Annotated in this window: 23 protein-coding genes; 7 read left to right on the top strand and 16 right to left on the bottom strand. The window is 71.1% G+C overall.

Going from position 1 to position 23,440, the window contains the following annotated elements; all coding sequences use genetic code 11:
• Positions 1 to 328 precede the first annotated feature (328 nt).
• The 7 genes from kdpC to ACWGJY_RS29540 all read right to left on the bottom strand — a co-directional run bounded on the left by kdpC (position 329) and on the right by ACWGJY_RS29540 (position 7,152).
• A complete protein-coding gene (gene kdpC, locus ACWGJY_RS29570) occupies positions 329 to 1,006 on the bottom strand; it encodes a potassium-transporting ATPase subunit KdpC (RefSeq protein ID WP_453263927.1) in 678 nt (225 codons plus the stop codon).
• Entirely contained in the window at positions 1,003 to 3,102 is a 2,100-nt protein-coding gene (kdpB, locus tag ACWGJY_RS29565) for a potassium-transporting ATPase subunit KdpB (RefSeq protein WP_453263926.1), read from the bottom strand. The genes kdpC and kdpB overlap by 4 nt, the downstream gene beginning before the upstream one ends.
• A 32-nt stretch (positions 3,103 to 3,134) precedes the next feature.
• Positions 3,135 to 4,850, bottom strand: a complete 1,716-nt coding sequence (kdpA, locus tag ACWGJY_RS29560; RefSeq protein WP_453263925.1) for a potassium-transporting ATPase subunit KdpA — start codon at positions 4,848 to 4,850, stop codon at positions 3,135 to 3,137.
• 7 nt (positions 4,851 to 4,857) lie between these two features.
• Positions 4,858 to 4,947 carry a K(+)-transporting ATPase subunit F gene (gene kdpF / locus ACWGJY_RS29555; protein ID WP_016575741.1) on the bottom strand — a complete coding sequence of 30 codons (90 nt, stop codon included), beginning with the start codon at positions 4,945 to 4,947 and terminating at the stop codon, positions 4,858 to 4,860.
• 327 nt (positions 4,948 to 5,274) lie between these two features.
• Complete coding sequence (locus ACWGJY_RS29550; protein WP_453263924.1) at positions 5,275 to 6,039, bottom strand: DUF3710 domain-containing protein; 765 nt, start codon at positions 6,037 to 6,039, stop codon at positions 5,275 to 5,277.
• Position 6,040: 1 nt separating this feature from the next.
• On the bottom strand, positions 6,041 to 6,562 hold the full coding sequence (gene dut / locus ACWGJY_RS29545; protein ID WP_453263923.1) for a dUTP diphosphatase: 522 nt from the start codon (positions 6,560 to 6,562) through the stop codon (positions 6,041 to 6,043).
• Positions 6,559 to 7,152, bottom strand: a complete 594-nt coding sequence (locus tag ACWGJY_RS29540) for a PaaI family thioesterase (protein ID WP_453263922.1) — start codon at positions 7,150 to 7,152, stop codon at positions 6,559 to 6,561. Before ACWGJY_RS29540 ends, dut begins: the two co-directional genes overlap by 4 nt.
• Positions 7,153 to 7,210: 58 nt before the next feature.
• Between ACWGJY_RS29540 and ACWGJY_RS29535 the strand changes: the two genes are divergently transcribed.
• Positions 7,211 to 7,654, top strand: a complete 444-nt coding sequence (locus ACWGJY_RS29535; protein ID WP_453263921.1) for a DUF3093 domain-containing protein — start codon at positions 7,211 to 7,213, stop codon at positions 7,652 to 7,654.
• A gap of 21 nt (positions 7,655 to 7,675) precedes the next feature.
• Here ACWGJY_RS29535 and ACWGJY_RS29530 read toward each other — a convergent pair whose 3' ends face one another.
• The 4 genes from ACWGJY_RS29530 to ACWGJY_RS29515 all read right to left on the bottom strand — a co-directional run bounded on the left by ACWGJY_RS29530 (position 7,676) and on the right by ACWGJY_RS29515 (position 11,340).
• Positions 7,676 to 8,575: a hypothetical protein gene (locus tag ACWGJY_RS29530; RefSeq protein ID WP_453263920.1), complete on the bottom strand. Its 900-nt coding sequence runs from the start codon at positions 8,573 to 8,575 to the stop codon at positions 7,676 to 7,678.
• A gap of 14 nt (positions 8,576 to 8,589) precedes the next feature.
• Positions 8,590 to 8,892: a DUF4193 domain-containing protein gene (locus tag ACWGJY_RS29525; RefSeq protein ID WP_016575747.1), complete on the bottom strand. Its 303-nt coding sequence runs from the start codon at positions 8,890 to 8,892 to the stop codon at positions 8,590 to 8,592.
• A 525-nt stretch (positions 8,893 to 9,417) separates the two neighbouring features.
• Complete coding sequence (locus ACWGJY_RS29520; RefSeq protein ID WP_453263919.1) at positions 9,418 to 10,680, bottom strand: sensor histidine kinase; 1,263 nt, start codon at positions 10,678 to 10,680, stop codon at positions 9,418 to 9,420.
• Between the two features lie 6 nt (positions 10,681 to 10,686).
• Entirely contained in the window at positions 10,687 to 11,340 is a 654-nt protein-coding gene (locus ACWGJY_RS29515; protein WP_006602630.1) for a response regulator transcription factor, read from the bottom strand.
• A 323-nt stretch (positions 11,341 to 11,663) separates the two neighbouring features.
• Here ACWGJY_RS29515 and ACWGJY_RS29510 point away from each other — a divergent pair, with 323 nt between their 5' ends.
• Positions 11,664 to 11,837, top strand: coding sequence for a hypothetical protein (locus ACWGJY_RS29510; RefSeq protein WP_453263918.1), 174 nt, complete (start codon positions 11,664 to 11,666; stop codon positions 11,835 to 11,837).
• A gap of 81 nt (positions 11,838 to 11,918) precedes the next feature.
• Here ACWGJY_RS29510 and ACWGJY_RS29505 read toward each other — a convergent pair whose 3' ends face one another.
• Complete coding sequence (locus ACWGJY_RS29505) at positions 11,919 to 12,764, bottom strand: inositol monophosphatase family protein (RefSeq protein WP_453263917.1); 846 nt, start codon at positions 12,762 to 12,764, stop codon at positions 11,919 to 11,921.
• A 43-nt stretch (positions 12,765 to 12,807) separates the two neighbouring features.
• A complete protein-coding gene (locus ACWGJY_RS29500) occupies positions 12,808 to 13,962 on the bottom strand; it encodes a ferrochelatase (protein WP_453263916.1) in 1,155 nt (384 codons plus the stop codon).
• 224 nt (positions 13,963 to 14,186) lie between these two features.
• Between ACWGJY_RS29500 and ACWGJY_RS29495 the strand changes: the two genes are divergently transcribed.
• Both ACWGJY_RS29495 and ACWGJY_RS29490 read left to right on the top strand, forming a co-directional pair.
• Complete coding sequence (locus ACWGJY_RS29495) at positions 14,187 to 15,461, top strand: MFS transporter (protein ID WP_453263915.1); 1,275 nt, start codon at positions 14,187 to 14,189, stop codon at positions 15,459 to 15,461.
• 350 nt (positions 15,462 to 15,811) lie between these two features.
• Complete coding sequence (locus ACWGJY_RS29490) at positions 15,812 to 17,155, top strand: D-arabinono-1,4-lactone oxidase (protein ID WP_453263914.1); 1,344 nt, start codon at positions 15,812 to 15,814, stop codon at positions 17,153 to 17,155.
• Positions 17,156 to 17,241: 86 nt separating this feature from the next.
• Here ACWGJY_RS29490 and ACWGJY_RS29485 read toward each other — a convergent pair whose 3' ends face one another.
• On the bottom strand, positions 17,242 to 18,447 hold the full coding sequence (locus ACWGJY_RS29485; RefSeq protein ID WP_453263913.1) for a hypothetical protein: 1,206 nt from the start codon (positions 18,445 to 18,447) through the stop codon (positions 17,242 to 17,244).
• A 497-nt stretch (positions 18,448 to 18,944) separates the two neighbouring features.
• On the opposite strand from ACWGJY_RS29485, the gene sepH reads away from it, so the two are divergent.
• Positions 18,945 to 20,009 carry a septation protein SepH gene (gene sepH, locus ACWGJY_RS29480; RefSeq protein WP_453263912.1) on the top strand — a complete coding sequence of 355 codons (1,065 nt, stop codon included), beginning with the start codon at positions 18,945 to 18,947 and terminating at the stop codon, positions 20,007 to 20,009.
• A 114-nt stretch (positions 20,010 to 20,123) separates the two neighbouring features.
• Here sepH and ACWGJY_RS29475 read toward each other — a convergent pair whose 3' ends face one another.
• A complete protein-coding gene (locus ACWGJY_RS29475; protein WP_453263911.1) occupies positions 20,124 to 20,963 on the bottom strand; it encodes a sulfurtransferase in 840 nt (279 codons plus the stop codon).
• A gap of 250 nt (positions 20,964 to 21,213) precedes the next feature.
• Here ACWGJY_RS29475 and ACWGJY_RS29470 point away from each other — a divergent pair, with 250 nt between their 5' ends.
• Positions 21,214 to 21,990: a VOC family protein gene (locus ACWGJY_RS29470; protein ID WP_453263910.1), complete on the top strand. Its 777-nt coding sequence runs from the start codon at positions 21,214 to 21,216 to the stop codon at positions 21,988 to 21,990.
• A gap of 348 nt (positions 21,991 to 22,338) precedes the next feature.
• Here the strand turns inward: ACWGJY_RS29470 and ACWGJY_RS29465 are convergent, their stop codons facing one another.
• Positions 22,339 to 23,001, bottom strand: a complete 663-nt coding sequence (locus ACWGJY_RS29465; RefSeq protein ID WP_453263909.1) for a thymidine kinase — start codon at positions 22,999 to 23,001, stop codon at positions 22,339 to 22,341.
• Between ACWGJY_RS29465 and ACWGJY_RS29460 the strand changes: the two genes are divergently transcribed.
• Entirely contained in the window at positions 22,982 to 23,362 is a 381-nt protein-coding gene (locus ACWGJY_RS29460; RefSeq protein ID WP_453263908.1) for a recombinase family protein, read from the top strand. The genes ACWGJY_RS29465 and ACWGJY_RS29460 overlap by 20 nt on opposite strands.
• Positions 23,363 to 23,440: the final 78 nt, after the last annotated feature.

Below are 23,440 nucleotides of genomic sequence, written 5' to 3'. Positions count from 1 at the left end.
CTCCCATTCTGCGTCCGCCGGACGGGCGCCCGGGGGGGCGGGCCCCGCCGGGTCGGGGGGCGCGGGGGGGGGGGGGGGCGCGCGCCCCGCGGTCGTTCTCGCTAACGACCGGGGGGGCGCCCCGGGCACCCCGGGGCCCGCCCCTGCACGCCCTTGAGCGCCATGTACGCCGCCCCCGCCACGCCAAGGCGCCCGACGTGGCACGGCGCGGCACGGCACCACCACGCCGCTCCGGCGGCCGACCCGCCCGTTCAGGCTCCCCCGGGACCGGCTCCCGGCTCCCGGCGCCCGGCGCGCCGGAGCCCGGTCCCCGGCGCGCCCGGCCCGCTCAGCCCTTGCCCGCGCCGCGGACCAGATCCTTGAGCGCGATGTTCAACTCCAGGACGTTGACCCGCGGTTCCCCCAGGAAACCGAGGGTGCGTCCGTCGATGTGGTCCTCGACCAGCTTCTCCACCGCGCCGGCGGGGAGGTGGTTCTCCTTGGCGACGGTGGCGGTCTGCAGTCGGGCGTACGCCGGGGAGATGTCCGGGTCGAGGCCGGAGCCGGACGAGGTGACGGCGTCCGCCGGGACCTTCGACTCGGGGACCCCGTACGTCTCGGAGACCCACTGCTTGCGCTCCTTCACCGCCTTGATGAGGTCGGTGTTGGTGGCGCCCAGGTTGGAGGCACCGGAGACCTGGAGGTCGTACCGGGTGTTGACGCCGTTGGTCTTGTTGCTGCCCAGTCCCGCCGAGGGACGCGGCTGGAAGAACTTCAGGTCCGGGACCGGATTGCCGTGCTTGTCCTTGCCCTTGTCGTAGCGCTGGCCGATCAGCGACGAGCCGACGACCTTGCCGTGGGAGCGCACCTCGGACCCGTTGGCCTTGCCGGGGAACGCCGCCTGCGCCACTCCGGTGACCACCAGCGGGTAGATGACCCCGCAGACCACGGTCAGCACGAGCAGGGCGCGCAGGCCCGCCCCGATCAACCGGGCGGTGTTGCGTACGGAGTTGTTCACGGCAGTCACCCGATTCCGGGGATGAGAGTGATGAGCAGGTCGATGAGCTTGATGCCGATGAACGGTGCGATCAGACCGCCCAGTCCATAGACGGCGAGATTGCGGCGCAGCATCCGGTCGGCGCTGACCGGCCGGTACTGCACGCCCTTGAGGGCGAGCGGCACCAGCGCGACGATGATCAGCGCGTTGAAGATGATCGCCGAGAGGATCGCGGAGTTGGGGCTGGACAGCCGCATGATGTTGAGGGTGTCCAGGCCGGGGTAGGCCACCGCGAACATCGCCGGGATGATCGCGAAGTACTTCGCGACGTCGTTGGCGATCGAGAAGGTGGTCAGCGCGCCCCGGGTGATCAGCAGCTGCTTGCCGATCTCGACGATCTCGATGAGCTTGGTCGGGTTGGAGTCCAGGTCCACCATGTTCCCGGCCTCCTTGGCGGCCGAGGTACCGGTGTTCATGGCCACACCGACGTCCGCCTGGGCCAGTGCGGGCGCGTCGTTGGTACCGTCGCCGGTCATCGCGACGAGCTTGCCGCCGGCCTGCTCCCGCTTGATGAGCGCCATCTTGTCCTCGGGCGTGGCCTCCGCGAGGAAGTCGTCCACACCCGCCTCGTCGGCGATCGCCTTGGCCGTCAGCGGGTTGTCACCCGTGATCATGACCGTCTTGATGCCCATCTTGCGCAGTTCGACGAAGCGTTCGCGCATGCCGTCCTTGACGACGTCCTTGAGGTGGATGACTCCCAGGACTCGGGGGCCGCTCTCGTCCTCCAGGGCGACCAGCAGCGGGGTGCCGCCGGCCTGTGAGATCGCGTCGGTGAGCTGCTGGGCGTCTTCGGCGACGCCGCCGCCACGCTCCTTGACCCAGGTGATGACCGCACCTGACGCGCCCTTACGGATCTTGCGTCCGCCGACGTCCACACCGGACATCCGGGTCTGGGCGGTGAACGGAACCCAGTCGGCGCCCGTCAGTTCGCCCTGGTGCCGCTCGCGCAGTCCGTACTTCTCCTTGGCGAGGACGACGATGGAACGGCCCTCGGGCGTCTCGTCGGCCAGTGAGGACAGCTGGGCGGCATCCGCGACCTCGGCCTCGGTGGTGCCGCGCACAGGGACGAACTCGGCGGCCTGTCGGTTGCCGAGGGTGATGGTGCCGGTCTTGTCGAGCAGCAATGTCGATACATCGCCCGCGGCTTCGACGGCGCGCCCGGACATGGCCAGGACGTTGCGCTGCACCAGCCGGTCCATACCGGCGATGCCGATGGCCGAGAGCAGTGCGCCGATGGTCGTCGGGATCAGACAGACCAGCAGTGCGAGCAGCACGATCATGGGCTGTTCGGCGCCCGCGTAGATCGCGAACGGCTGGAGGGTGACGACCGCCAGCAGGAAGACGATGGTGAGCGAGGCGAGCAGGATGTTCAGCGCGATCTCGTTCGGGGTCTTCTGCCGTGCCGCCCCCTCTACGAGGTTGATCATCCGGTCGATGAAGGTCTCGCCGGGCTTCGTGGTGATCTTGATGACGATGCGGTCGGAGAGCACCTTCGTCCCGCCGGTCACCGCGGAGCGGTCACCGCCTGACTCACGGATGACCGGAGCCGACTCCCCTGTGATGGCGGACTCGTCGACGGACGCCACGCCCTCGACGACATCGCCGTCGCCGGGAATGACATCGCCGGCCTCGCACACAACGAGGTCACCGATGCGCAGCTCGGTGCCGGGCACCTGCTCCTCGCTGCTCCCGCTCAGACGGCGCGCCACGGTGTCGGTCTTGGCCTGGCGCAGGGTGTCGGCCTGCGCCTTGCCGCGGCCCTCGGCGACCGCCTCGGCGAGATTGGCGAAGAGGACGGTCAGCCACAGCCAGGCGGCGATCGCCCAGCCGAACCAGTCGGAGGGGGCCGTGCAGGCGAAGATCGTGGTCAGCACGGAGCCGACCTCGACCACGAACATCACGGGGGACTTGACCATCACCCGCGGGTCGAGTTTGCGTATCGCGTCCGGGAGTGACGTGATCAGCTGCTTGGGGTCGAAGAGACCGCCGCCCACACGGCCGTCGCCGGGCTTGTGCCCACGGGGGACGTCCTGGTGCGGAGCGCGGGTCGGAGTGGCGGTGGACATGGAGCCGGACTCCTCCGGTTTCACAGGGACAGTCATGACAGCCCCTCCGCCAGCGGCCCGAGGGCCAGCGCCGGGAAGTAGGTCAGACCGGTGATGATCAGGATCGTGCCGACGAGCAGCCCGGCGAACAGCGGCTTTTCGGTACGGAGGGTGCCCGCGGTCTCCGGGACCGGCTTCTGCTCGGCGAGCGAGCCGGCCAGGGCGAGCACGAACACCATCGGCAGGAAGCGGCCGAGCAGCATCGCCAGCCCGATCGTGGTGTTGTACCAGGGAGTGTTGGCGTTCAGGCCGCCGAACGCGGAGCCGTTGTTGTTGGCGCCGGAGGTGAAGGCGTAGAGCACCTCGGAGAAGCCGTGCGAGCCGGCACCCAGCGCCTTGGTGTTGAGCATCGAGCCCAGCGCGTCCGGCAGGACCATCGATGCGGCGGTGAAGCCGAGCACCAGCGTCGGGGTGATGAGGATGTAGCAGGCGGCGAGCTTGATCTCGCGGGTGCCGATCTTCTTGCCGAGGTATTCGGGCGTCCGGCCCACCATCAGGCCGGCGATGAACACCGCGATGATCGCCATGACCAGCATGCCGTACAGGCCGGAGCCGACGCCGCCGGGCGCGATCTCGCCCAGCATCATGCCGAGCAGTTGGATACCGCCGCCGAAGGCCGTGAAGGAGGAGTGGAAGGAGTCCACCGCGCCGGTGGAGGTGAGCGTGGTGGCCACCGAGAAGATCGAGGAGCCGCCGATGCCGAAGCGGGTCTCCTTGCCTTCCATGGCGGCGCCCGCGGCCTGCAGGGCCGGGCCGCCGTGGGCGAACTCGGTCCACATCATCAGCGCGGTGAATCCGAGCCAGATGATGCCCATGGTGGCGAGGATCGCGTACCCCTGCTTCACGTTCCCCACGAGCTTGCCGAAGGTGCGGGTGAGCGCGAACGGGATGACGAGGATCAGGAAGACCTCGAAGAGGTTGGTGAACGCGTCGGGGTTCTCGAAGGGGTGGGCGGAGTTGGCGTTGAAGTAACCGCCCCCGTTGGTGCCCAGTTCCTTGATGACCTCCTGGGAGGCGACCGCGCCACCGTTGGTCTGCTGAGAGCCGCCCATGAACTGGCCGACCCCGTGGATGCCGGAGAAATTCTGGATGGCACCACAGGCGACCAGGACGAGGGCGCCGATGACGGCGATCGGGACGAGCACCCGTACGGTGCCGCGCACCAGGTCCACCCAGAAGTTGCCGAGACCGCCGCTGCGGATGGGGGTGCCCCCTGCTCGAGGGGAGCCGAGAGCCCGGGGGAAGGCGAAGCCGCGGACCAGGGCGATGGCGACGGCCATACCGGTGGCGGCGGAGACGAAGTTCTGCACCGCGAGGCCGGCGGTCTGCACCACGTGGCCCATGGCCTGCTCGCCGCTGTAGGACTGCCAGTTGGTGTTGGCGACGAAGGACGCCGCGGTGTTGAACGCCTGGTCCGGGCTGATCGACGCGAAGCCGAGGGACAGCGGCATGCCGCCCTGGACACGCTGCAGCAGGTAGAGGAAGAGCACACCCACCGCGGAGAACGCCAGGACAGCGCGCAGATAGGCGGGCCAGCGCATCTCGGCATCCGCGTTGGCGCCGATGCAGCGGTAGAGGACCTTCTCGATACGGAGGTGCTTGGGGGAGGTGTAGACGGCGGCCATGTAGTCGCCGAGGGGGCGGTACGCCAGGGCCAGCGCCGCGATGAGCGCTATCAGCTGGAGCACGCCTGCCAGAAAGGGGCTCATTCGGTGCTCAGAACCTCTCCGGGAAGACGAGGGCGAGGACCAGGTATCCCAGCAGGGCGACGGCAACGATCAGGCCGACGATGTTCTCGATGGTCACAGCTTCGTCACCCCCTTGGCGACGAGAGCCACCAGCGCGAAGACCGCGATCGTGACGACGACGAAGGCCACGTCGGCCATCGTGTGCTCCTAGATGGATGAGGAGATCAGGACCCCCAAAGCAAAGCGCCCTTGTGACACGGCTTGAACACTGTTGACGCCTCCCTTACGGCCATTAGCGCTCCGTTGACGGATTCCATACGCACCCGGAGCTGACCTGCACAAACAACAAGGGTCCGGACCCCCTCGAAGGGGGCCCGGACCCTGACGACCGTCGTTATCCGGCCGAGAAGCGGACGCCTTCGCGCCGCTTCACCGCGCCGTGTGCTCAGCGGATCTCGGTGGTCTCCGGTCCACGTTCCAGACGCTCCACACCACCGCCGAAGCGCGACTGCTCGACCGGCTCCTGCTGCACGCCGTCCGGCACCATCTGGGCGTCGTCCGGCAGCTTCAGGACGATCGGGTCGCGGGGCGCCATCGGGGCATCGCCGCGGATGATGACGGTGTCCCGGAAGATGTGCTCCAGCACGCCCGCGGCCTGCGGCTGCACCGCGCCCTGGCCGGAGATCACACCGCGCAGGAACCACCGGGGGCCGTCGACACCGACGAAGCGCACGACCTGCACACCGTTCGTGCCGTCCGGCAGCTGTACGGGTACCTGCGCGCGCAGCTCCCAGCCCAGCGGGCCCTCGGCCTCGTCGATGACCCCGCCCTGCTGGGTGATGCCGGAGGCGATCTCCTCGCGGACCTCGCCCCAGATGCCCTCGTTCTTGGGGGCGGCGAAGGCCTGCAGCTGTACGGCGCTGTCCTGCAGCACCACGGTCGCGGCGACGATGGCGTCACCGGCGACCTCCACCCGGAGCTCCATGCCCTCGACACCCGGCACGAACAGCCCGCCGAGATCCACCCGGCCCTCGCCGGGCTCGGAGACCTCCGACGCGTCCCAGGGACCGTCGGGGCGCGGCGCGGGCGGAAGATTGAGCCGCTGCTGCGGCGTCTCGTCCTCGTCGGCGTCGCTCACCGCGTGCCCGTCGAGCGTGGTGTCCTCGACCGACTCTTCAGGAGCCTCGTTCTTCTTGCGACGTCCGAACACGTCACTGTCCTTCCCGGTCGGCACCGACCGATGCGTATTCATTCCCGCCCGTGGAGCCGTCCACCGCCGCATGACCGCCGGTGGAACCGAATCCCCCCTCGGCCCGCGCCGAGCCGGGAAGTTCCGCCACCTCGTGGAAGCGCACCTTCTCGACCTGCTGGACGACCAGTTGGGCGATCCGGTCGAACCTCTCGAACCGCACGCTCTCGCGCGGGTCCAGATTGACCACGATCACCTTGATCTCTCCACGGTACCCGGCATCCACCGTCCCGGGGGCATTCACCAGCGCCAGGCCACAGCGCGCTGCCAGCCCGGACCGTGGGTGCACAAATGCCGCATACCCGCCAGGCAGGGCGATCGACACTCCGGTGGGCAGCACGGTGCGCTCCCCCGGCGCCAGCTCGGCGGCCTCGGTGGTCACCAGGTCCACACCCGCGTCGCCGGGATGCCCGTACGCCGGAACGGGCACGTCCGGGTCCACCCGCCGCAGCAGCACATCCACCGGATTCCGTACCTGACTCACGGGTTCACCTCGAAGGCACGCGCGCGCTTGGCCTGGTCCGGGTCGGACATCGCCGCCTGGATCTCCTCGGCCCTTCCGTTGTCGATGAAGTGGTCGACCTTCACCTCGATGAACACGGCCTCGGCGCGCACCGCGACGGGACCGTCCGGGCCGCCTATGCGTCCCACGGCCGTCGAGTAGATCTTCCGCCCGTGCACCGCGGTGACCCGCGCGTCCAGGTGCAGCACCGTGCCCAGCGGCACCGGCCGTACGAAGTCGGTCTCCAGCCGGCCGGTCACCGCGATCACCCGCAGCAGCCAGTTCAGCGAGCCGAGCGTCTCGTCCAGCGCGGTGGCCAGCACCCCGCCGTGCGCCAGGCCGGGCGCGCCCTGGTGGGCCTCCTTGACGGTGAACTCGGCGGACACGCTCACGCCGTCGCCGGCCCGCGTCGCCAGATGCAGGCCGTGCGGCTGGCCCGTGCCGCAGCCGAAGCACCGGTCGTAGTGCGCGCCGAGGAGTTCTCCGGGTGCCGGCGCCTCGGCATGCCGGACCGGAGCGACAGCGTCCGCCGGTGGCGTCAGCCGCGCCCTGGGTTCGTCAGTTCCACTCACGAGTGGAGACCCTACCCGCGGGCGTAAGGGGCCCGCGCCGCCGTGCCAAGCTGGAGCCATGCAGTCGTACGAAGAACGCCTCACCGCGCCCCGCTCCTGGTGGGTGATCGCCGCGCTGTTCGGCGTCGCCTGCGCCCTGATGCTGCTCCCCCTGGGCACGCTCCCGATGCTCGGGGGACTGATCGGCGGGGCGGCGCTGTCCGCGGTGGCGGTGAGCTCGTACGGCTCGGCGCGGATCCGGGTGGTGGGCGGTGCGCTGATCGCCGGTGACGCGAAGATCCCGGTGACGGCACTGGGCGAGGCGCGGGCGCTGGACGCGGACGAGGCGCTGGCGTGGCGTACGCACAAGGCCGACGCCCGCGCGTTCATGCTGCTGCGCGGGTACATCCGCACCGCGGTGCGGGTGGAGATCAGCGATCCGCAGGACCCGACGCCGTACGCCTATCTCTCGACGCGGACGCCGGAGCGTCTGGTGGCGGCGCTGGCAGCAGTACGCGCCTGACCGGCGGCTCCGGGGGCCGGGTCAGCCGCCCGGCGGCGGCAGGGCCTGTCCGGTCCGTCCGCTCCGCTTCGGGGCGGCCGGCGCGGAGTCGGGAAGGGCCTCCCAGGGGACCTGTTTCGTGCGCAGATCCTTACGGATCTTTGCCGCAAGTTTTCCGGTGTCCCTGCGGTTCATGAACGCGCCGACGCTGGCGCCGATCATGAACGGCGTGAGGTTGGGGAGATTGCGCAGCGTGCGCTTCATGATCTGCCGGCGCAGCTCGCGCCTCATCTGCCCGCCGAGGGCGATGTTCAGCGAGGCCGGTTTGGTGAGGTCGACGCCCCGCTCCTCCGTCCAGGACGTCAGACAAGCCATTGCGCGCTGCCGGAAATTCCCCGACGGCCGCAGGCCGTAGACCTCGTGCAGCTCGGCGATCAGCTTGATCTCGATCGAGGCGACGCCGGTGACCTCGGCGGCCAGCTCGGCCGGCATGGCGGGCGGAACGGGCAGCATCGCTGCCGCGCCGACGCCCGCTCCGACGGTGGCGGTGCCCTTGCAGGCGCCCGCGACGAGCTTGTCGGCCAGGTCCTCGGCTGTCAGTCCGGGGAACTGGGCGCGCAGGGTGGCGAGGTCACGGACCGGGATGCGCGGGGCGATGTCGATGATCCGGTCGGCGATCGCGGCGACCCCCGCCCGCACCCTGCCGCCGGTTCTTCCTCCGCCGCGGCCGAGGGTGGCCACGAGCGAGGCCGTGCGCCCCCTCCCCCGCTCTCGGCTTCGCTCGAGCGGGAGGTGCCCCCAGTGCGGTGCGCCGGCCGTCCGTTCCGCCGGGAGGGCGGCCGGGTCGGCGGGCACGGGCGCGGTTTCCTCGCGTGATCGTGCGCCGGCCGCCGAGCCTTCGACGCCCTTGGAGCCCTTGCGGAACGGGTTCACGCCTGCCACGGCGTAGACCGGTCTCAGGCCGCGCAGTCGCGGCAGATCGGGTTGCCGTTCTTGTCCTCCGCGGCGAGCTGGCTGCGGTGGTGGACCAGGAAGCAGCTCATGCACGTGAACTCGTCCTGCTGCTTGGGCAGCACGCGCACGGCGAGCTCTTCGTTGGACAGGTCCGCGCCGGGCAGCTCCAGGCCCTCGGCCTGCTCGAACTCATCGACGTCGACGGCCGAGGCCGACTTGTCGTTACGCCGCGACTTCAGCTCTTCAATGCTGTCCTCGTTGAGGTCGTCGTCGGTCTTGCGTGGGGTGTCGTAATCCGTAGCCATTTTCGCTCTCCCCCTCTGGGTGTCTGCGGTGTCTCAGCGCTCGTAACGCGTGAGAGGCCGGACTTGTGCCCGACCTGAGGCGGAGATTTTGCCTCACATCAAGGTCTGTTACTCAATCGACACCCAACCGCACCCCTGAAGAAGTGATCGGTTTGGATGGCGATCAGGACCGTACACGGTCCGAATGTCGCACCTCGCGCAGCCCATCACCTGTACTTCCCGTGATCTCACCCCCCGGAAACCCGGACTTCCCCGGCATTCCGGCGGGGATTTCGATCACAGAGCGTAGAGGGCCGGAAATTCGCGCCTGTGAGGCATCACACACACGCAGACCGACAGGCGGACCGGTTCAATTCCGCGCAAAGCGAACTCGGCGAAGGATCCACGCCGACCCCCCTCCTCGTCAAACCGACAGGCGAGGCGGCGTACGGCCGCGAGACGGGCGATCGTACGCACAGATGTCCGACGAGGCCCGCGGGGGTGCACAGCGCCTCCAGCGGGCGTACAACCGCCCTGTGGCCTGCGTCAGAGCGGCATGACGACGCGCATGACGAGGCCGCCGCCCTCGCGGGGCTCGGCGGTGATGGTGCCGTCGTGTGCACGCACCACGGATCGGACGATGGACAGGCCCAGGCCGACGCCCTTGTCGCTGCCGGTGCGCTCGGTGCGCAGCCGCCGGAAGGGCTCGAAGAGGTTCTCCACCTCGTAGGCGGGGACCACCGGTCCGGTATTGGCGACCACCAGGACCGCGCAGCCGGGCTGCGGCTGCGTGGTGACCTCGACCCAGCCGTCCTCGGGCACGTTGTAGCGCACCGCGTTCTGGACCAGATTCAGCGCGATGCGCTCCAGCAGGACACCATTGCCCTGCACGAACACCTGCTGACGCACCCCACGGAACTCCACACCCTTGCCGTGCGCCTCCTCCCGGGTCTGGTCGACCGCCTGCGCGGCCACCTCCGAGAGATCGACCGGCTTCTTGTCGACGACCTTGTTCTCACTGCGGGCGAGCAGCAGCAGCCCCTCCACCAGCTGCTCACTGCGCTCGTTGGTCGCCAGCAGCGTCCGGCCGAGCTGCTGCAGCTCGGGCGAGGCGGCCGGATCGGCGAGCTGGACCTCCAGCAGCGTCCGGTTGATCGCCAGCGGCGTACGCAGCTCGTGCGAGGCATTGGAGACGAACCGCCGCTGCGACTCGAAGGCCCGGTCCAGACGGTCCAGCATCTCGTCGAAAGTGTCCGCCAGCTCCTTGAGCTCGTCGTCCGGCCCGCCCAGCTCGATCCGGCGGTGCAGATCCGAGCCCGCCACCCGCTGCGCGGTACGCGTGATACGCCCCAGCGGGGACAGCACCCGCCCCGCCATCGCATAACCGAAGGCGAAAGCCACCACCGTCAGCCCCAGCAAGGCCAGCAGCGAGCGGTTCAGGAGGCTGTTGAGCGCCACCGCACGCTGGTGCTGCAGGCACTGCTCGACGGCCTGCTGGAGCAGCTGCCCCGAGGTGTTGGTCGGCAGGTCGCAGATGTCACTGGTCGACTGGAACCTCCCGCCGAGGATCTTCAGCGGCAGCGCACTGCCGTCGTGCAGCGCGTCCGCGGCGAGCATGTAGATGATCGTCAGCAGCACGATGCCGGCCATCAGGAACATGCCGCCGTACAGCAGCGTCAGCCGTATCCGGATCGTGGGCCGCAGCCACGGGAACGGGCGCACATCGACCGGCCGGGGGTCCCAGGTCGGCTTGGGCGGAACGGGCGGCGGCGGGGCGGCCGCCTTGGAGAACGAGGGCAGGGAGGGCATCGCCGGTCAGATCCGGTATCCCGAGCCGGGGACGGTCACGATCACCGCGGGCTCGCCGAGTTTGCGGCGCAGCGTCATGACCGTGACCCGCACGACGTTGGTGAACGGGTCGGTGTTCTCGTCCCAGGCCTTCTCCAGGAGCTGCTCGGCCGAGACGACCGTGCCCTCGCTGCGCATCAGGACCTCCAGTACCGCGAATTCCTTCGGTGCGAGCTGGACCTCCTTGCCGTCACGGAAGACCTCGCGGCGGTTGGGGTCGAGCTTGATGCCGGCCCGCTCCAGGACGGGCGGCAGCGCAACGGTCGTACGGCGCCCCAGGGCGCGTACGCGGGCGGTCAGCTCGGTGAAGGCGAAGGGCTTGGGGAGGTAGTCGTCCGCGCCGATCTCCAGGCCCTCGACGCGGTCGCTGACGTCACCGGAGGCGGTGAGCATCAGGACGCGGGTGGGCATCCCCAGCTCGACGATCTTGCGGCAGACATCGTCGCCGTGGACGACCGGAAGGTCACGGTCCAGCACCACGACGTCATAATCGTTGACCGCGATCCGTTCCAGGGCGGCAGCGCCGTCGTAGACCACGTCGACCGCCATGGCCTCCCGGCGTAGTCCGGTGGCCACCGCATCGGCGAGCAGCTGCTCGTCCTCGACGACGAGAACACGCACGTCGCTAGTCCTTCCTCAGGGCCCTTTCGGGCAGCACAACAAACTCTTCGGAGCTCTTCCATCCTGCCCCGAAGAGCCATAAACCGGCGGTAAGAGGGGTGCGGAGGGGTGGAGGGCCGGGGCCTCGGCGCCCGACGGGCAGGATTCCTGGGCGGGTTGAGGTTTCCCTGAGGTGGGGGGTGGGGAGGACGACTGCACACCCGCGATCACGCCCTGTTTATCCGGCTACTTGCCATGAACCGATCCATCGCAGGGACCACGCCGTGATCGACCCACCCGTCGGCACATCCCCGTGCCCACCGACCCACGACGAGGGGGCGCACATGGACGCGTTCACCGCAGGCATTTTGCAGCGCATACACAACACCGAAGCTGATCTCGACCGGGCCCGCGCTGCGGGCGATGACTTCCTCGCCGAGGTCGAGCAGGCAGAACTCGAGGACCTGCAGCGACTGGCGACCGAGCACGGCGTACGGTTCGGAGCGGTCAGCGCCTGACCGCTCCCCGACGCACCACGACAGCGCCCCGGCTCCAGGGGATGGTGCCGGGGCGCTGTCATGCCCGGACGGGGCCGGTCGTCAGTCGTGCCAGGCGCCGAGCTCGTCCAGGAGCGGCTGGAGCCTCTCGAAGAGAGCCGGGGAGGCCGCGAGGGTCAGCTCGTGGGAGGCCGGTCGTCCAGGGCGGCCGCCGGTGAGCGCGCCGGCCTCGCGGGCGATCAGGGCGCCGGCCGCCAGGTCCCAGGGGTTCAGACCACGCTCGTAGTAGGCGTCGAGCCGGCCGCAGGCCACATCGCACAGGTCGATCGCGGCCGAGCCGCCGCGCCGGATGTCGCGGACCTGCGGCAGCAGCGTGCGCACCACCTCCGCCTGAGCCGCCCGGCGCTCCGCGAGGTAGCCGAACCCGGTGCCGACGAGCGCCTGGGAGAGCGGCGGCGCGGGCCGGTGGCGCAGGCGCTCGCCGTTGTTGAACGCGCCACGGCCCACGACGGCCTGGCAGGTCTCGCCACGCATCGGGGCGGCGACGACCCCGACGACGACTTCGCCGTCCTGCTCGGCCGCAATGGACACCGACCAGGCCGGGAGCCCGTAGAGGTAGTTGACGGTGCCGTCGACCGGGTCGATGACCCAGCGGATGCCGCTGGTGCCGTCGGAGCTGGCGCCCTCCTCCCCCAGGAAGCCGTCGTCGGGGCGGTGGTCCCCCAGGAAGCCGGTGATCAGCTTCTCGGAGGCGAGATCCATCTCGGTGACGACGTCGATGGGACTGGACTTGGTGGCGGCCACACCGAGGTCGGCGGGGCGGCCGTCGCGCAGCAGTGTCCCGGCGCGGCGGGCGGCCTCCAGGGCCAGTTCCAGAAGTTCGTCGTACAGCGCGCCGCTCTGCGCCGGGGCGGTCTGCGGGGCGTCGGGGTGCAGCGGGTCGGACACGGTGCTCCTTGCTCGGACGGGCGGGTGGTCGGGGCGTAGGGGCTTACGCGGGGGCCTCGGCGGCCGGGCCGCGCCAGTCGGCGCCGGCGGCGGCCGGGCGCGGTGCGCGCGCGGGGCAGCAGCCGGCCGGGCACAGGTCGTGGCCGGCGCCGAGAGCGCCCAGTGCGCAGCGCTCCGGGGCGCCGCCCCGTTCGGTGGCCGCGCGCTCCAGGAGGAGGTCGCGGACGGCTGCGGCGAACCGCGGGTCGGCGCCCACGGTGGCGGACCTGGCGACCGGGAGACCCAGCTCGGCGGCCTTGGCGGTGGCTTCGGTGTCGAGGTCGTACGTGACCTCCATGTGGTCGGAGACGAACCCGATGGGGGCCATCACGACGGCCGGGACGCCCGCGGCGTGGCGTTCCTCCAGGTGGTCGCAGATGTCCGGCTCCAGCCAGGGGATGTGCGGGGCGCCGCTGCGGGACTGGTAGACGAGCCGCCAGGGGTGGTCCACACCGGTCTCCGCACGGACCGCGTCCGCGATCACCCGGGCCGCGTCCAGGTGCTGGGCGACATAGGCGCCGCCCGCGCCGTCGTGGGTGTGGTCGGCGGGTGTGCCGGAGGTGTCGGCGGCGGCGGTGGGGATGGAGTGCGTGGTGAAGGCGAGATGGGCGCCGTCCCGCACGTCCTGGGGCAGTCCGGCGAGGGATGCCAGCACGCCGTCGGTCATGGTGCGGAGGAAGCCGGGGTGGTTGAAGTAGTGCCGCAGCTTGTCGACCTGCGGCAGCGGGCGGCCCTCGGCCTGCAGGACGGCCAGCGCGTCGGCGAGGTTCTCGCGGTACTGCCGGCAGCCCGAGTACGAGGCGTAGGCGCTGGTCGCCAGGACGGCGATCCGGCGGTGGCCGTCGCGGACCATGGTGCGCAGGGTGTCGGTCAGGTAGGGCGCCCAGTTGCGGTTGCCCCAGTAGACGGGCAGATCCAGGCCGTGCTCGGCGAAGTCCTTGCGCAGTGCGTCCAGCAGTTCCCGGTTCTGGGCGTTGATGGGGCTGACGCCGCCGAACAGGAAGTAGTGCTGCCCCACCTCCTTGAGGCGCTCACGGGGGATGCCGCGGCCGCGGGTGACGTTCTCCAGGAACGGGACGACGTCGTCGGGGCCTTCGGGACCGCCGAAGGACAGCAGCAGCAGGGCGTCATAAGGGCGGGGATCGCACTGTTCGGGCATGCCGTCGATCCTGCCACCCTTCCCCTGGGTACGGCGGGCAGGCCCCGGCTGCGGCGGGGGCAGGTCCCGGCTGCGGCGGAGTCGCCCGGCCGGCGCCGGGAGGGCGCCGGGCCGGTGGGCGTTGCCGAAATCCGGAGGCGGCCGGCGGCATCCCGCCCGTAAGCTGTATCGGCCCCTGTCATTCCTTACCGATCATTTCGGTCCTCACCGGCGGAGCACCCTCGTTGCCCAGTCCCTACCGCGCCATCTTCGGCCGCCCCGGCACCAAGTCGTTCTCGGCCGCCGGGCTGCTGGGCCGGATGCCCCTGTCGATGATGGGCATCGGCATCATCACGATGATCTCCCAGCTGACCGGCCGCTACGGCCTGGCCGGCGCGCTGTCCGCGACCATCGCGCTGTCCGCCGCGGCCCTCGGCCCGCAGATCTCCCGGCTGGTGGACCGGCACGGCCAGAGCCGGGTGCTGCGCCCGGCCACCCTGGTGTCGATCGCCGCGGTCGCCGGTCTGCTGCTGAGCGCGCAGCAGCGCTGGGCGGACTGGCTGCTGTTCGTCTTCGCTGCCTGTGCGGGGTGTGTGCCGAGCGTCGGCTCGATGATCCGGGCGCGCTGGGCGCAGCTCTACCGGGGCTCCCCGCGCGAACTGCACACCGCGTATGCGTGGGAGTCGATCGTCGACGAGACGTGCTTCATCTTCGGGCCGATCCTGTCCATCGGCCTGTCCACCGCGTGGTTCCCGGAGGCCGGGCCGCTGCTGGCCGCCGGCTTCCTGGCCGTGGGCGTCTTCTGGCTGACGGCGCAGCGTGCGACGGAGCCGGTGCCGCATCCGCGTGAGCAGCACGCCAAGGGGTCGGCGCTGCGCTCGCGGGGGCTGCAGGTGCTGGTGGTGACGTTCGTGGCGACCGGCGCGATCTTCGGGGCGATCGATGTGGTGACCGTGGCGTTCGCCGAGGAGGCGGGGCACAAGGCCGCGGCCAGTCTGGTGCTGGCGGTCTATGCGCTCGGTTCGTGTGCGGCCGGTGCGGTCTTCGGGCTGCTGCACCTGACGGGGCATGCGTCCCGCCGCTGGGTGGTGGGGGTGTGCGTGATGGCGGTGAGCATGGTGCCGCTGCAACTGGTGGGCTCGCTACCGCTGCTGGCCGTCGCGCTGTTCCTCGCGGGACTGTCCGTCGCCCCGACGATGGTGACCACGATGGCGCTGGTCGAGGAGCATGTGCCGCAGGCGAAGCTGACCGAGGGCATGACCTGGACCAGCACCGGCCTGGCGGTGGGTGTCGCGCTGGGTGCGTCGGCGGCGGGCTGGGTGGTGGACGCCGCCGGGGCCGCCCGGGGCTATCTGGTGCCGGGCACGGCAGGCGTGCTCGGCGCGCTGGTGGCGTTCGCCGGCTACCGCAGGCTCCGGCCGCAGTCCGCGTCTCCGGTGGCGGGGCCGGCCGTGGCGGGCGGCCTGCCCGGCCCCAGCCGCCCGGCCACGGAGCGGCAGGACGAGGAGAGCGTCGCATAGGACTTGCCGTCCGCGAGGTCCCGCCATCCGCCCTCGGGGCGGACGGGACCTCGAAGACAGGCCCTCCCACCGGCCGGCAGGAGGGCGGGCGGCCCGCAGGAGTCCGGCCGGTCCGCAGAAGTCCGGGCGGCCCACTGCGTACGGGCCGTGGCACCGGACCGCGTGAACCGGCGCCGCACAGCAGGGAGTTACCGCCGGTACGACATATCCGGCAGCCGGGCGGTTCGACCCGATTCCGCGATCCTGTGATTCCCGTCACCCCACCCGGAGGGTGCGTCGGTGGCTGACATCATGCGCTCACACCAACGGCGGCCGGACCCGGCCGGCCCGCGCAGGGAGGGGACGTCACCATGGCAGCGAGCAACGCCGTCGGCGGCTCGGGAGGGCGCGGCCCGACGGCCGGGCAGTGGCGCAACTGGGCGGGCAATGTCACCGCCGGCCCCGCCCGGAGCGTGGCCCCGGCGAGCACCGAGGAGCTGGCGGCCGCGGTCCGCACTGCCGCCGCGGACGGGCTGACGGTCAAGGCCGCCGGCACCGGCCACTCCTTCACCCCGGCGGCCGCCACCGACGGGGTGCTGATCCGCCCCGACCGGCTGACCGGCGTGCGCCGGGTCGACCGCGAGGCCGGCACGGTGACGGTGGCCGCCGGTACGCCGCTCAAGCACCTCAACAAGACGCTGGCCGCCCACGGACTGTCGCTGGCCAACATGGGCGACATCATGGAACAGACGGTCTCCGGGGCGGCCGCCACCGGCACCCACGGCACCGGCCGCGACTCGGCGTCGATCGCCGCCCAGATCACCGCCCTGGAACTGGTCACCGCCGACGGCTCGGTCCTGACCTGCTCCGCCGAGGAGAATCCGGATGTCCTCGCCGCGGCGCGGCTGGGTCTGGGCGCGCTGGGCGTGGTCAGCGAACTCACCTTCGCCGTGGAACCGGAGTTCTTGCTGACCGCCCGCGAGGAGCCGATGTCCTACGACGAGGTGACGGAACGGTTCGACGCGCTGGTCGCCGAGAACGAGCACTTCGAGTTCTACTGGTTCCCGCACACCGGCAGCTGCAACACCAAGCGCAACAACCGCAGCCAGGGCCCGGCGGCGCCGCCCGGCAAGATCAGCGGCTGGGTCGAGGACGAGCTGCTGTCCAACGGGGTCTTCCAGCTCGCCTGCACCGCCGGGCGGGCGGTACCGGCCGCGATCCCGGGCATCGCCAAGATCTCCAGCCGCGCACTGTCGGCCCGTACGTACACCGACATCCCGTACAAGGTGTTCACCTCGCCGCGTCGGGTGCGGTTCGTGGAGATGGAGTACGCGCTGCCCCGGGCGGCCGCGGTGGCAGCGCTGGGTGAGCTCAAGGCCCTGGTGGAGCGCTCGGACTTCAAGGTCAGCTTCCCGGTGGAGGTGCGGACCGCGCCCGCCGACGACATCGCGCTGTCCACCGCTTCGGGCCGGGACACCGTCTACCTCGCCGTACACATGTACCGCGGGACGCCCCACGAGGCGTATTTCGCGGCCACCGAGCGGATCATGACGGCTCACGACGGGCGCCCGCACTGGGGCAAGCTGCACACCCGCGACGCCGCCTACCTTGCCGACGTCTATCCGCGGTTCGGCGAATTCACCGCGGTGCGCGACCGGCTGGATCCCGAGCGCCGGTTCGCCAACGCCTATCTGCGGCGGGTTCTGGGCGACTGACCGACGACGGCGGCGACCCGGTGCCCTTCGGCGGGCACCGGGTCGCGGCCGTCGCGGGACCGCCTCGTCCGGACGGCCGCCTCGGGTCAGGAGGAGGCGCCGGGGCCGGGGGCCGGTGTGCCGGGCTGCTGCCCGTTGGGGTGGTCCCCCTGGTTCCCGCTGCCGGCCGAACCGTCGCCGGAGCCGGCGGAGCCGCTCGGGGAGGGGTTCGGCGACGAGGGAGCGGGGTCCGGCGAGGTCTTGCCGCCGTCGGACGGGCTCGGGTCCGGCGACGGCGTGCCGTGGTCCGTACCCTTGCCGGTGTCGCCGGAGTTGCCGGAGTCCGGGCTCGGCTTGTCACCGTTGCCGTGCTGCCTGCCGCCGTCCGGCGAGTGGCCGGTTCCGGGCGGCTGCGGGGTGCGGGGCTGCTGCCGGCTCCCGTCACCGGTGTGGGTGAGGTTGCTCAGCGTGGTGCCCTGCTCGCCGCTCGGCGTCTGCCCGGTGATCAGCTCGGTGCCGGTGACCACCACCATGGCGAGCGCGAAGACCGCGAACGCCCCGAGGGCCGGCCGCTTCCAGCCGCGCAGCCGGGTGCCGTACGTCGTGGTGCTCAGCTCCTCGGGCGGTTCGGCCGGGTGCCGCGCGGCCGGGACGCCGGGAGGGCGGCCGCCTTCCCGGCCCGGCGCCGTGGTGTGCTCGTCGAGACGCGGCACCAGCTGCGTCCGGTCGGCAGGACGCCCCGGACCGGTCCCGTCCACCGCGCGCAGGTCGCGGGTCGCATCGGGGCTTCCGGGGCTTCCGGGGCTTCCGGGGCGCAGCATCCGCGTCGCGTCATCGGCCGGCGGGGCGGGGTGGGCGCCCGCCGGATCACGCCGACGGGCCTGCCCGACACGCGGAATCAGCTGCGTACGGGCCGTGCCGGGCCAGGTCGTCCTGGCGGCGACGGAGGTGACCTTGTCCTCCGCCCCCTCCTTGTCGAAGGTCGGCAGCACCATCGTGGGTTCGGCCTGCCGGGCGTCCGGTGTCGTGGACCGAGTGCGGGTGGAGGAGGAGCGGAGCGGCTTCGGCCGGGTGGTGACCGTCGCCTCCTTGAGCTGTTCGCCGGTGCGCCGGAACAGGTGCTGGAAGACCGAGCCGCCAGTGGTGGCCACGACACTGACCACACCCGCGCCGATGATGGTCCCGTAGACGCCGAGACGGCCCGCGAGGTACGCGGCGACCGCCGCGGCAACCGCGCTGCCGGCTACCTGAGCAAGGCTCAGGTCTATCCGCTTCTCCTTCTTCTTCGTGTCGCTTTCGGTTTCTTCGTCCATCTCCAACCTTTGATCGCCCCTTCGATCCATCTTGCATGGAGAAGTGACCATTCGGCGGAGCCAAAAGTTCCGATTTTGGGGAATCTGTGAAACTTGCCACGTACGTGCCAGGTAGAGAGATCGACAAGACGACTCAACTCCGTTCCCCGCCCAGAAGTTCAGCGGCGCGGCGGTCCACCTCAGTGGTCCGAATGGAGTACTGTGGCGAGCCCTGGCCCCGGTTCCCGTCCGGCTGCCCGGAACCCATGGGAGGGGCCATGAAGGCGGCACTCACCCCGGGGCGCCGCCGCTCGGCACGGGTGAACGGCGACAGGGCAAGCGGCACGGTCACTGAGCGTGGCGAACAGGTAACCGTGTCATAACGGCGTTTCAGGGCCAAGCCCCGACACGCCGGGCAACTCGGCAATGTTGTGGCAGGCTGCACCCGGGCAGGCCACACTCGACTAGCGGAAGCAGCGACGCGAGTGACGTCGGCAGGCACCACCCGGGAGGTCCCCATGCCCGAACTGCGTGTCGTGGCCGTCTCCAACGACGGCACACGGCTGGTGCTCAAAGCTGCGGACAGCACCGAGTACACGCTTCCGATCGACGAACGGCTGCGCGCCGCCGTCCGCAATGACCGTGCGCGGCTCGGCCAGATCGAGATCGAGGTCGAGAGCCATCTGCGGCCGCGGGACATCCAGGCGCGTATAAGAGCCGGTGCCTCCGCCGAGGAGGTCGCCCAGCTCGCCGGCATTCCCGTCGACCGGGTGCGCCGCTTCGAGGGCCCGGTGCTCGCCGAGCGTGCCTTCATGGCCGAGCGGGCCCGTAAGACTCCTGTGCGGCGTCCCGGCGAGAACACCGGTCCGCAGCTCGGCGAAGCGGTCGCGGAGCGGCTGCTGCTGCGCGGCGCCGACAAGGAGAGCGTGCAGTGGGACTCCTGGCGCCGCGACGACGGCACCTGGGAAGTCCTGCTGGTCTACCGCGTGGCGACCGAACCACACTCGGCGAGCTGGACGTACGACCCGCCGCGGCGGCTCGTCCAGGCCGTGGACGACGAGGCGCGGGCGCTGATCGGCGAGAGCGACGACACGCCCGAGCCGAGCTTCCCGTTCGTACCGCGGATCGCGCGGCTGCCGCGGGACCGGCCGCTGGACCGTGCGTTGGACCGGCAGACGCCCGAGCGCGGCGAGCGCGCGGCGCAGTCCGGCGGCGAGGACGACGAGCCACGGGTCGCGGAGGAGGCCGTCGGTGAGCGCGAGCGCGATTCGCTGACCAGCCTGCTGGAGGCGGTGCCGAGCTTCCGTGGTGACATGGTCGTACCGGAGAGCGTGAAGTCGGCGCAGACCGATGAGGAGTCCGAGGCCGAGGTCGAGGAGCCGCCCGCCCCGGCGGCCAGCGCGGGCGCGGGTTCCGCGTACGCCGATGTGCTGATGCCGCGCGCGGTGGCCGGTCATCGTGACCGGCTGACCGGGACGACGGACCGGCAGGCCGAGGCGGACGGTGTACGGCCCGGCCGTCGCGCCGCGGTGCCCAGCTGGGACGAGATCGTCTTCGGCACCCGGCGCAAGAAGCCGGAGTAGCGGGCGCCCCTCGGGGGGCTTCCCGCCGCGTACCGCACCCGTCCGCCCGCCCCCGGAAGCAGGGAGCGGACGGACGACCTCGTACGGCACCCCGTCACGGGCCCCGTTGGCGGCTCAGCCGGGCTGCGGGCCGGTGGCGACCGGACGGGACGGGTCGGCCGACCACTCGCTCCACGAGCCGACGTACAGGGCCGCGGGGACGCCGACGACCGCGAGAGCCAGCACCTGGTGGGCGGCGGAGACGCCGGAGCCGCAATACACACCGACCTCCGCATCGGCCGTGGCGCCCAGCGACGCAAATCGCTCGGCCAGTTCCGACGCGGCACGGAAGACGGTGCCGCCCTCGACGACGTTCTCGGTCGTCGGGGCGGACACGGCGCCCGGGATATGGCCGGCGACCTTGTCGATGGGCTCGACCTCTCCGCGGTAGCGCTCGCCGGCCCGTGCGTCCAGCAGGACCCCGCGGCGGGCCAGGGCGGCCACGTCGTCCGCCCGCAGCAGCGGCAGCCCGCCGGACACAGGGGTGAAGTCACCCGTCGGCGGAACCGGTTGATCGGCACTCAGCTCGCGGCCGGACTCCTCCCAGGCGGCGAGACCGCCGTCCAGGACGCGAACGTCGGGGTGACCGGTCCAACGGAGCAGCCACCAGGCACGGGCGGCCGCCCAGCCCTGGCCGCCGTCGTAGACGACCACGGGGCGGTCCGCGCGGACGCCGGCGGCCCGCATCGCCGCGGTGAAGACATCGAGGTCCGGGAGCGGGTGCCGGCCACCCGGACCGGGCGGCGAGGCCAGCTCGCTCTCGAGATCGACATAGACCGCGCCGGGCACATGGCCGGCCTCGTACACGGGGCGGCCGGGCGGGCCACCGAGTTGGTAGCGGACGTCCAAAAGCACCGGAGCGGTGGGCTGCGCCAACTCGCTCGCGAGTTCGGTAGCGGAGATGATGGCATTCATGGGTCTCATCCTTGCGTAGCGGCAACTACGTACAGAAGGTGGGTGCCCACCCTCCGTATGACGCAATTACGCCCTTCGGTAACGCCCCTGGGGCGGATGGGAAACGTCAAAACGGGCAATCTCCCTCGCTAGCGAGCCATGGACGGCGCGGCCGGGGCGCGCACCAGGTGACAGGGTGCGAGCATCTGCTCGGGACCCGCGCCCGTGGCGCACATGGTCAGCACCCGACGGCTCCGAGGAGAGAGTGACAATGACGACCGAGGCAGCGACCCGGCGGATGCCCGGCGCGCCCTGCTGGGTGAGCCTCCTGGCCCACAGCCTGTCCGCGACGCAGGAGTTCTACGGCGCGCTGTTCGGCTGGGAGTTCCGCCCGGGACCGCAGCATTTCGGTCCGTACGCCCGCGCGTTCCTCAACGGCCGGGAAGTCGCCGGGGTCGGCGAACTGGCGCCCGACCGCCATCTCCCGGTCGCCTGGACCACCTATCTGGCCAGCGATGACACGGATGCGACGGCCGAGCAGATCCGGTCCTGCGGAGGGACGGTGGGCGTCGGGCCGCTGGATGCGGACGACGACGCGGGGCGGATGGCGATCGCCTCCGACCCGCAGGGCGCGATCTTCGGCATCTGGCAGGGCCGGTCGATGATGGGCACCACGATCACCGGGGAGCCGGGCACTCCGGCCTGGAACGAGCTGGTCACCCGGGACACGAGCGCCGTCTGGCCGTTCTACGAGCATGTCTTCGGCTATGAAGCGGAACCCGTCGTCTCGGCTGGCTTCGACTATCTGACGCTGCATCTCAAGGACCACCCGGTGGCCGGTATCCACGGCGTGGGCAATGCCCTCCCGCGTGAACGGGGCTCCCACTGGATGGCGTACTTCGCCGTCCCCGACACGGACGCGGCGGCCCGCAGGGTCACCGAGCTGGGCGGACAGGTACTGCAGGCCGCCCGGGACTCCGCGCACGGCCGGCTGGCGACGGTCGCCGACAGCGAGGGCGCCGTCTTCACGGTCATCCAGCGGAGCTGAGGGACGGTCACACCGCCTCCCGCACAGCACCCGCTTGCCGGCGGAACCCCTCGCGCGCGTCCATCCCGCACGTCGCTGCGCCGGGCCGTCGGGGGCGTCGATGTCCGCGTCGGACAACCCGCCCGCCCGTAGTACGCCGCGCGGGTCCGGGTGTGCAGGTCCACTACGGCTTCCGGGTCGGCCGGGTCTGCGGCGCGCAGCAGGACCGGAGTGTCACCATGACCGGGGTGACGCCGTCGGCGTGCCGGCGAGTTCCGTCCGCGGGCCCGAACGGTGCGATGTACTCCCCCGGGACCCGGCCGCGGGGGGCGAGGCCGGCGGTCGGTGGCCGGCGGTCGGTGGCCGGGGCTACTTCGCGTGGTCGACCGGCAGTACATCCGGGGAGAGCGCCGCCGCGCGGGCGGTCGCCGAGGTCTGGCGGCGGCTGTGGTGACGCCGGCACAGCACCTCGTAGCCGACCTCGGCATGCGGGCTGTCCACGTCGCCGACGACATCGCCGACCACTACCTGGGCGCCCTCGACCACCATCCGGCCGTCGACGGTGCGGGCGTTGTGCGTGGCGCGGGCGCCGCACCAGCACAGCGCCTCGACCTGCAGCACCTCTATCCGGTCAGCCAGTTCGACCAGGCGCTGGGAGCCGGGGAAGAGCTTGCTGCGGAAGTCGGTGGTGATGCCGAAGGCGAAGACGTCCAGTTCGAGGTCGTCGACGACACGGGCGAGCTGGTCGACCTGTTGGGGGGCGAGGAACTGCGCCTCGTCGGCGATGACGTAGTCGACCCGGCCGCCGGAGGAGAGGTGGCCGACGACATGGGCGTAGAAGTCCATGTCGTGTGCCGCCTCGACGGCCTCGGTGACCAGTCCGAGGCGGGAGGAGAGCTTGCCGCGGCCGGCCCGGTCGTTGCGGCTGTAGATCATGCCTTGCAGACCGCGGGAGGAGCGGTTGTGCTCGATCTGCAGAGCAAGTGTCCTTTTGCTTGGGTATCCACCATTTATGCGTAGTGTCGCCATCATGACACTACGTGTTCTCGGATCGCTGCGGCTGTCGGTCGAAACAGACGACTCAACCTCCATCCCCCGCCAGCGAGACCACATCCAGCACTGGGTGGACGCGCCCGGACGGGACGCCAAGGTCGTGGCGTGGACGAGCGATACGGATGTATCCGGCGGCCTTCATCCATTCAAACGACCTGACCTCGGCAAGTGGTTCGATGAAGACCACCGGGGCCAATGGGACGTGCTCTGCGTCATGAAGGTCGACCGGTTGAGCCGTCGGGTGGCCCACTTCAGCGAGATCGTTCAGTGGTGCCAGCAACACGGCAAGATCATCGTGTCGACCCAGGAGGGGATCGACATGTCGGGCCTTGACCCTTGATCGTGGACACCGGTTGTCATGCGGCAGTGGCCAGCGTAGTTGATCGTTGCTCGAAGGCGGTCGGGCTGATCTGACCGA

The organism is Streptomyces sp. NPDC054765 (assembly GCF_053612065.1).
Note: the sequence above shows the minus strand (reverse complement) of the source record. Positions and strands in the feature narration are given on the sequence as shown.